At 68.3% G+C, this 7810-nt stretch carries 9 protein-coding genes; 5 read left to right on the top strand and 4 right to left on the bottom strand.

Going from position 1 to position 7810, the window contains the following annotated elements; translation table 11 throughout:
• A partial coding sequence (locus FH969_RS14080) for a hypothetical protein (RefSeq protein WP_218975328.1) occupies positions 1–259 on the top strand: 259 nt, incomplete at its 5' end.
• A 567-nt stretch (positions 260–826) separates the two neighbouring features.
• Here FH969_RS14080 and FH969_RS14085 read toward each other — a convergent pair.
• From FH969_RS14085 to merA, 4 genes are all read right to left on the bottom strand, one after another.
• Positions 827–1741 (bottom strand): AAA family ATPase, encoded by a 915-nt coding sequence (locus FH969_RS14085; protein WP_171201712.1) that lies wholly within the window; start codon positions 1739–1741, stop codon positions 827–829.
• Positions 1728–3194, bottom strand: coding sequence for a Mu transposase C-terminal domain-containing protein (locus FH969_RS14090; protein WP_139987803.1), 1467 nt, complete (start codon positions 3192–3194; stop codon positions 1728–1730). The genes FH969_RS14085 and FH969_RS14090 overlap by 14 nt, the downstream gene beginning before the upstream one ends.
• A gap of 13 nt (positions 3195–3207) precedes the next feature.
• Complete coding sequence (locus FH969_RS14095) at positions 3208–3837, bottom strand: recombinase family protein (protein ID WP_108718613.1); 630 nt, start codon at positions 3835–3837, stop codon at positions 3208–3210.
• A gap of 398 nt (positions 3838–4235) precedes the next feature.
• Positions 4236–5606, bottom strand: coding sequence for a mercury(II) reductase (merA, locus tag FH969_RS14100; protein WP_034228832.1), 1371 nt, complete (start codon positions 5604–5606; stop codon positions 4236–4238).
• Between the two features lie 81 nt (positions 5607–5687).
• Between merA and FH969_RS14105 the strand changes: the two genes are divergently transcribed.
• The 4 genes from FH969_RS14105 to FH969_RS14120 form a co-directional block, all read left to right on the top strand.
• On the top strand, positions 5688–6086 hold the full coding sequence (locus FH969_RS14105) for a heavy metal-responsive transcriptional regulator (protein WP_013884816.1): 399 nt from the start codon (positions 5688–5690) through the stop codon (positions 6084–6086).
• Between the two features lie 286 nt (positions 6087–6372).
• Positions 6373–6732 carry a Cd(II)/Pb(II)-sensing metalloregulatory transcriptional regulator CmtR gene (cmtR, locus tag FH969_RS14110; protein ID WP_006590980.1) on the top strand — a complete coding sequence of 120 codons (360 nt, stop codon included), beginning with the start codon at positions 6373–6375 and terminating at the stop codon, positions 6730–6732.
• Positions 6729–7331, top strand: a complete 603-nt coding sequence (locus FH969_RS14115) for a cadmium resistance transporter (protein WP_016997609.1) — start codon at positions 6729–6731, stop codon at positions 7329–7331. The genes cmtR and FH969_RS14115 overlap by 4 nt, the downstream gene beginning before the upstream one ends.
• Positions 7332–7571: 240 nt before the next feature.
• Positions 7572–7810 (top strand): recombinase family protein (locus tag FH969_RS14120; protein WP_139987805.1); only part of this gene is annotated, 239 nt, incomplete at its 3' end.

Raw genomic sequence — 7810 nt, forward strand, 5'->3', positions numbered from 1 at the left:
CGTCGTCCTCCAGACCGTCATTCACACCGCGCGTGGAACGAAGTCGAGCAGCCCGATGTCGGTCAACATGCAGGCCAACTCCAACGACTGCAACGATCTTGGTCGTGGACCCGCCAGCGACTGCATGGGGCTCAACACCAACCGTGTCTTCCCCCTCGGCGGCGCCCACATCATCTCCGGACGATCGAACGGGTACAGCTTCCCCGGCTGCTTCTACACCTACTGGAACGAGACAGCACAGCCGATGAGTTGCCCCTAGCGTGAGCGGTGGGCCTCGCGCCGCGAGTAGGCCGCGAGGCCCACCCACGCCACACCAGCACCAGTAAGACCTGCTCCAACGAGCTGGCCCCACTGGTTCACGGCAACCTCCTGGCGAAGGCTCGACCCCTCGAATTCCCAGACGCATGCGACTCGCGCCGGTAGCACCGATGCAACCTCGGCTGACGTCAGCCTCGCGCCGACCATGGCCAGTGAGAACTCAGGGTCATCGCACACGCGCACTGCGCCGTAGAAGGACGGGACCGAACCGCCGAACGCACAGAGGGCACCTAGGCCAACAACGACTAGGCCTGGAAGACCCAAGCGTCGTCTCGATCTCCGGGGAATCTTCATCTGAGCCATCCTCGCACTTCGGGGGGACAGGGCTCCAGAATCCCCGACGAGTGAACGCCTGACTACGTCGATCGAGGCCGACCGAGGGATTTCTGGCGTCCCTCCCAGAAACGATCGTCAAACGGGACGCCTCAACACCTATGGCTCCTCGACGTGTGGCCCACAGGGATATGTGGCCGTAGATCACCTGTGCTCTGTGTCCGGGCACCTTCGCTCAGTGCCCGATGAGGAGGGCCTCGCGGGCCGCTTCGACGACCTCCGGTGTCACCGTCGGGAGGTGGTTGATCTGGCGGATGCGTTCAATCTGAGTGAGGAGTCGGTCGACGAGGCGGAAGTTGCCGCCGGTGACGCGGGCGACCGTGGTGATGGCGGCGGCCTGAGCCAAGTCGTCTTCGTCCGGGTGCTTATCTGATTGCCAGCGGCGGGTGAGGACGGCGGTGAGCTCGTCGGGCCCCAGTGATCGGTACTCGTGGGCGAAGCCGATCCTGCTGTAGAGCTGGGGGTAACGGGCCAGGCGCTTCTCGATCCCGGGCATGCCGATCAGGATGACGCCGAGGCGGTGTCGGTCGTAGTAGTCGCGGACTTGCTCCAGCCCGACGGTTCTAAGCCGGTCGGCTTCGTCGATGATGAGCAGCTCGGTGAGCGCAGAGCCCGCTGAGGCCGGGTGCACGAAGGGGTCGACCTTGCCGTACTGGTGGTAGTCGACGGCGTAGGAGATCTCCTGGCACGCGCGGGGCAAGGCCCGGTCGACTTCGCGGGTGCTCGCGTTGACCGTGGGCGTCCAGAACGCGGTCCGCGCCTGCAGGACGCGTTCGGGCACGGCACCGGGATCGGTGCCGCTGGTGAGGGTGTGCTGCCAACGCGCCCAGTGATCCGTGCCGGCGTAGTGGCGAGCAGACAGGGTCTTGCCAACCCCGGGCGGCCCCCAGCACAGCCCGACATGGCGGTGGCGTCGCACGGTGTCGGCGAACTCTGCGAACCGCCGGTGCTCCTTCGTGACCAAGAAGGAGACCTGCTCCTCACGCGGCGCCGGCGGGACAAGCTCACCCAGTCCTCTGGTCAGGAAGCGCCGGCCGTCGTCGTTCTTGCCGAGGATGCTCCGGTCGGGGGCAGGTTCAGTCGTTGGCATAGGTCCGCAGCCTGTGACGAGGGACGGGCGGCTCGGCCGGCGGACGCTGCCCGTCCACGCCCGGCAAGCCCGCGGGCTGCACCACGGCGTAGTGGTGATCCGCGGGCAAGGCGTCGGCCAGACTCCGACGCTCGCGCAGCTCCTTCTTCAGCGCCCGCCGTCTGGCGACGCGAGCGTCCTGCAGCTGCTCCAGCGTGACTGCTTCGCGGGCGAGCTCAGGTGCGATCGCCCGGCACAGGTACTTATCGCAGTAGTAGACGCGGATCTCGGCTGCGTCGCGGGGGTCGTAGCGGATGGTGACGCTCTCTCCGACGTAGGCGGCGAGCACCGGGCTGATGTACCGGGTGCCGGAGAAGCGGATCCCGTCACGTTGGACGATGCGGCTGGTAGCCGCCGTGAGCAGGAGCGTGTCGAGGTCCTCCGGGTGGGCTGGGCTGCGAGGGATCCAACCGTCGGCGAGCCAGCGGACCACGGGCGGCTGCCGGGTCTCGGAGTGCGGCCGGCTGTGATACTCCTCGACGACGAAGCGCTCGACTGCGCTGTCGAGCTCGGCGAGGGTGAGCTGCGGCGGTGTGGTGGGTTGCCCGCCGGTGCCGTGCGGGATGTACCCCGGCAGGTGCGGCAGCAGCTCGGTGGTGATGGTCCTGAAGAGGCGCTCGATCTTGCCGCGGCCTTGCGGGACCCCGATCCGGGAGTGGATCAGGCTGACGTGGGTGTCGAGGCAGACCCGCTCGAGCCGGCTGCTGGTGAAGTCGCTGCCGTGGTCGCTGTAGAGCACGTCGGGTAGGCCTTGGACCGGCCAGGCAGGGTTGCCCTTCGCGATGACGGCCTGGTGCAGCGCGAGGGCCGTCCGCTCGGCGCTCGGCGCGCCGAGGAAGAGCGTGTAGCCGGCGACGGCACGCGAGTAGTCGTCCAGCACTACCGTCAGCCACGGTCGTGCCGGGCGTCGGTGGGCATCGAGGATCTGCACGTCGAGCAGCGTGTGGTCGGCCTGCCACTGTTCGTTCGGGCGGGCCGCCGAGCGCCGGTAGACCAGCTCGAACCGATCCCGATAGGCGGTGTCGCCACCCGTCGCAAGGGTGCGCAGACCTGGGTCGATGCTGGTGACGATGTCGCGCACCGTGGAGTAGCTCGGCGGAGCCAGCCCGCGGTCGCGCGCCATGTCAGCGATCCGGCGGTGCACGAACGCGGTCGTCGGGGCGGGCCGGCGTAGAGCCAACGCCTCGACGGCCGCGATGAGGTCGTCGGGCAGCCGGCGCTGGCCGGCGTCGCTGCGCCGTCGACGTTCCAGTGAATCGACGGTCCCGTCGGCCCGGTAGGTCGTTGCCCACCGGCGCAGCGTGCGCTCCGGGATGCCAGCGTGCTCAGCCAGGCGGGTCAGCGGCACTCCGTCCTGGAGGTGCTGGCACAGCAGCAAGGCCTTCTGCTGGGCCGTCAACCGAGCCGAGACCATCGCTGTCTCCTTGCTACCTCGCGGACTCCGCTGCCGCCTGCTCGGTCGCCGGCGCAGCGGTGAGGTGCTCGACGGCCCGAGGCGGCAGGTGGCGGTACAGGCTGGTGCGGGCGATCCCCGTCTTGGCGACGATCTCCGCGATGGAGTGGCCGGCCTCACGCAGGTGGGCGGCGTAGGCGAGCTTGTCAGCGTCGACCAGGACGGGTCGGCCAATCCGCCGGCCCTTGGCTGTGGCAACAGCTCGAGCGTGGGCGGCGCGCTCGACGGTGTAGGTCCGTTCCATCTGCGCGAACAGGGCCAGCAGGACGACCGCGAGCTGTCCCATCGGGTCGCTGGGGTTCGCGGAGTCGACCTTGATCGGGTCCGCGAGGTTGCGGACCCCGACGCCGCGGTCGGTGAGGTCGTGGATCAGGTTGAGGGTGTCGCGCACCGTGCGCCCCAGGCGGTCCAGGGTGTGCACGACGATGACGTCGCCCTCACGGGCGTACGCCAACACCGCCCGGAGGCCCGGCCGGTCGGTGGTCGCGCCGGACTTCTTGTCCAAAAAGATCTTGTCCCGTGCGACGCCGGCCGCCACGAGCGCCTCGACCTGCCGGTCAAGGTCCTGCTTCGCCGTCGAGACGCGTGCGTAGCCCAACTCCACCGGCCCAACGTACCGAAGGTCGTCTCTGTACGGAACCAACGGGACGCGATTTCGGGACCTACTTCTGGCACGGCGCGTCAGCCGTGCCGCCTCGGCTCGAACAAGTCTTGGACCGCTCGTCCCACTTCCAAGGAAGTGGGACAGGCTCAACTCTGTCTGACGCGTTGACCCAGCCTGGCCCTGTGTCTTCTGGTGCGGGAGTGGGAGCATCGCGTGATGAGCCAGGACTCGAGGGAGTGCTCGTGCTGCGGGCGCAGCAAGCCGCGCCGCGCTCTTCATGCGTTGGACGGCGGGGCGTCGTACATCTGTCGGCCTTGCGGCCTATGGGTGGCCCTGAGGCTGAAGGGCGACACTGTCGGCGCGGGCTCGCACGAGCCGTGACGCGCCGGCTCGGGTGCCTATGCGCAGCAGCTCGTGGGCAGCGCTGAGCGGAACAAGCCGGCGGCGATGCGCAGGGCTTCGCTCATCGTTAGGTAGGGGGCCCAAGTGTCGGCGAGGTCGTCCACGGTGAGGCCGAACTTGATCGCGTAGGTCGCTGCGAGCATCAGTTCGCCTGCGCCGTCCAGGGCAGCGTGCACCCCGAGGATCTTGCGGCTCTCGGCGTCGATGACGAGCTTGAGGACACCGCGGGTGTCCTGGTTGACCAGGGCGCGCGGGATGTCTTGCGCTCCTAGGACGCGGCATTCGCAGGCGTGCCCAGCGGCGAGAGCTTGGTCCTCCGTCAGTCCCGCGCTGGCGATCTGGGGCGTGGTGAAGGTGACGCCGGGCAGCCCTCGATAGTCCACTGCTGAGGGCTGGCCGAGCGCGCCGGCTGCGGCGACGTGTCCTGTCTGGGCTGCGACGTAGACGTACTGCGGGACGCCGGACACGTCCCCGGCCGCGAAGACCCGTGGGTTGGTGGTCCGCTGGTTCTCGTCGACGACGACGAAGCCGCGCCTGTCAGTAGCAACACCTGCTGCATTGAGAGCCAGGTCGGACGTGTCGGCGAAGCGCCCGGTCGCCACGAGCAACCGCTGGCCCGTCAGCCGCCTCTCGCTCCCGGTCCGGACCTCAACGCCGTCGTGAGTCGCCCGCACCTCCGTCGCGCGCTCCTGCACCACGGTGATGCCCTCGTCCTGAAACACGCCGAGCAACACGTCTGCAACCTCCGGCTCCGCGTGGGGCGCGAAGCGTCCGACGATGGTGACGGCGACACCGAGGTGCGCCCACAGCTGGGCCTGCTCGAGCCCGACATACCCGGCGCCGAGCACCACCATGGATGCGGGTAGGTCCTGCTGCTCCATCGCGGTGGTGGAGGTCAGGTACGCCACGTCACCCAACCCCGGGAGGTCCGGGATGTGTGGTGCCACGCCGGTGGCCACGACGTACCCGTGCCGTGCTCGCAGGGCCTGGCCGTCGACCTGCAGTGTCTCTTGGTCGATGAAGCGTGCGTGGCCCTGCAGGATCGGGAAGCCGTGGGCGTCGGCGACGTCGGCGTACTTCGCTTGGCGCAGGCGGTCGATCAAGGCCTGCTTCTGCTCCATCAGGGCGCCCAAGGCGACCGGGCCCGCGCTGGTGGAGATGCCTTCAAAGGGGTGCGTGGCCGCACGGTGGCGCTGCCCGGCGGCGGCGAGGAGGTTCTTGCTGGGCACGCAACCGATGTTCAGGCAGGTCCCGCCTAGCGGCCCGTGCTCGACGAGCAAGACGCTGTTGCCGCGGGACCGTGCCTCGATGCCCGCGGCCATCGCAGCGCCGCCGGTCCCGATGACGATCAGGTCGTACTCGTCCATGGCATTCTCCTCGCGCGCGCGGACAGGTCATCGGACGGTAGACGTTCCAGTGCGGGGGAAGGTCAAGGTCTACGGTTGACCATGCGCATCGGAGAGCTGGCCGCCACGGCCGGCGTGACGACCAAGACGATCCGCTACTACGAGAGCGCCGGCGTGCTGCCAGCGCCGGCTCGCCAAGCGTCGGGCTACCGGGAGTACGACCACCGGGCGGTCGACCGGCTGGCGTTCGTGAAGGCCGCGCAGGCGGCCGGGCTGACCCTGGCGGAGATCGTCGACGTCGTCTCTGCCCGCGAAAGCGCCGGCGCACCGTGCGCACACGTCGCGGCAGTGCTCGAACAGCACGCCCACGATCTTGAGCGGCGGATCGCCGAGCTCACGACTCTGTTAACCCAGGTGCGCCAGCTCAGCGCGCGGGCAAAGACTCTGCACCCTGACCAGTGCACCCCCGCCCAGGTCTGTCACCTCATCCCCACCGCCTGAAGCATCCGCCGTACCTGCGCGCGAACGCCGCAGCGCAGTCAGCCGCAAGGTGCACACATGATCACGGCGCCGCCGATGGCTGCCTCTGGGCCGTAGCCCCCCGTCGATGTCATGGGCCCAGCTCAACCGCCACATTGCGGCGACAGATTCCCGCCACCCAGCGCTGAAAGCCACACGTTCCTCCCGATCAGCAGCGGTAGTGTCCGGTGAGCGTTCCCCTTACGGGCATGCGATCTGGGCTGACGCCTGTGACCGAGTGTTCAGTGCGCGCTGTATAGTTCAGTCCATGCTGACTATTGCTTCGCGTCTCGACGTGATGAACCGCCTGGGTCGCGCACTGGCCGACCCCACTCGATCCCGGATCATCTTGACCCTGCTCGACCATCCCGCTTACCCGGCGGAACTGGCCCGAGATCTGGACCTGACACGCCCGAACGTGTCCAACCACCTGGCATGCCTGCGCGATTGCGGGATCGTCGTCTCCGAGCCCGAGGGTCGTCGGACACGATATGAGATCGCCGATTCGCACCTGGCGCAGGCGCTGACGGCACTGGTCGATGCCACCCTGGCAGTGGACGAAGACGCCCCGTGCATCGATCCCGCCTGCTCGCTTCCCGGATGCGACGCAGCTGGGGAGGGCGCATGATCCTCACCTCGGTCTTGCAGGCGATGGGCCTGTTCGCAGCGACCAACATCGACGACATCATCGTGCTCTCCCTCTTCTTCGCGCGAGGGGCAGGCCAGCGCGGCACTACCGCCCGCATTCTGGCCGGCCAGTACCTCGGATTCGCCGGCATCCTCGGTGCCGCGGTCCTGGTGACCATCGGTGCCGGAGCATTCCTGCCCTCGGCAGCCATCCCGTACTTCGGTCTCATCCCTCTGGGCCTCGGCCTCTGGGCCGCATGGCAGGCCTGGCGCGGAGACGATGACGACGATGACGACGAGGCCAAGGTTGCCGGCAAGAAGGTCGGCGTGTGGACCGTCGCAGGCGTCACCCTTGCCAACGGCGGCGACAACATCGGCGTCTACACCCCTGTCTTCCTCAGCGTGGAACCTCTCGCAGTAGTCGCCTACTGCATCGTCTTCCTCGCGCTCGTCGCGGTCCTGGTGGCCCTGGCAAAGTTCGTCGCCACCCGCCCCCCGATCGCCGAAGTGCTCGAACGCTGGGAGCACATCCTCTTCCCCATCGTTCTCATCGGCCTCGGCATCGTGATCCTCGTCAGCGGCGGAGCCTTCGGACTCTGACGTAGCGGCAGCGATCCAAACGGCCCCGACCGGGCGCACCCCTCTCGGTTCAGACCGCGACACCTACCTGCAGCCAGTCCTGCGTGATCGCGGCAACAAGACCGCCACGGAGCGCTGCAAAAGCCCCGCCACCAAGCGAACGAAGCCACATCCTCGACGTGAACCTGGCCCGCAGCTCGTCCCGTAAGACCCGTCCGATGAGAAGTCCCGCACAGGGGTGTCTTGCGGCACACTGGTGGCATGTCGGGGATGAAGATCGGGTATGCGCGGGTCTCCACGACCGGGCAGGACCTCACCGCTCAGCGTGAGGCGCTGGCTCGGTTGGGCGTGGCGCCCGATCGGGTGTACGTCGACCACGGCTTGACCGGAACGAATCGGGCGCGACCCGGACTGCGTGAGGCGATGGCTGCCTGCCGCACCGGGGACGTGCTGGTAGTGACCAAGCTCGATCGTCTCGCGCGCTCGCTACCTGACGCACG

It is taken from the genome of Miniimonas arenae (assembly GCF_006351005.1).
GTDB classification, from domain to species: Bacteria; Actinomycetota; Actinomycetes; order Actinomycetales; family Beutenbergiaceae; genus Miniimonas; species Miniimonas arenae.

Coding starts and splice junctions, on each gene's coding strand:
- FH969_RS14085 (WP_171201712.1), bottom strand. CDS start 1,741: ATGCCAACGACTGAACCTGCCCCCGACCGGAGCATCCTCGGCAAGAAC.
- cmtR (WP_006590980.1), top strand. CDS start 6,373: ATGCTGACTATTGCTTCGCGTCTCGACGTGATGAACCGCCTGGGTCGC.
- FH969_RS14115 (WP_016997609.1), top strand. CDS start 6,729: ATGATCCTCACCTCGGTCTTGCAGGCGATGGGCCTGTTCGCAGCGACC.
- FH969_RS14090 (WP_139987803.1), bottom strand. CDS start 3,194: ATGGTCTCGGCTCGGTTGACGGCCCAGCAGAAGGCCTTGCTGCTGTGC.
- merA (WP_034228832.1), bottom strand. CDS start 5,606: ATGGACGAGTACGACCTGATCGTCATCGGGACCGGCGGCGCTGCGATG.
- FH969_RS14105 (WP_013884816.1), top strand. CDS start 5,688: ATGCGCATCGGAGAGCTGGCCGCCACGGCCGGCGTGACGACCAAGACG.